The sequence below is a fragment of the Halorubellus amylolyticus genome, assembly GCF_034808145.1.
Taxonomy (GTDB): domain Archaea; phylum Halobacteriota; class Halobacteria; order Halobacteriales; family Natrialbaceae; genus Halorubellus.
Genome location: NZ_JAXHGM010000040.1, coordinates 1 through 284 on the forward strand (window position 1 = coordinate 1; position 284 = coordinate 284).

General features: G+C 67.6%; 1 protein-coding gene. It reads left to right on the plus strand.

Translation table 11 applies throughout. From position 1 onward, the window contains the following. A partial coding sequence (locus SM754_RS20185) for an acyl-CoA dehydrogenase family protein (RefSeq protein WP_323677933.1) occupies positions 1-284 on the plus strand: 284 nt, incomplete at both ends.

Below are 284 nucleotides of genomic sequence, written 5' to 3' on the forward strand. Positions count from 1 at the left end.
GGTCGGCGATCTCGGAGCCGCAGGCGGGCTCGGACGTGACCTCGGTCGCGACCCGCGCGGAGAAGGACGGCGACGAGTGGGTGATAAACGGCTCGAAGATGTGGATCACGAACGGCACCGTCGCCGACTACTTCGTCGTCGTCTGCGAGACCGACCCCGAGATCGACGACCGCTACTCCGGCTACTCGCAGATCCTCGTCGAGGGCGACCGCGACGGTCTCACCCGTGACAAGATCACCGGGAAGCTCGGCATCCGCGCGAGCGACACCGCCGAGCTCCGGTTC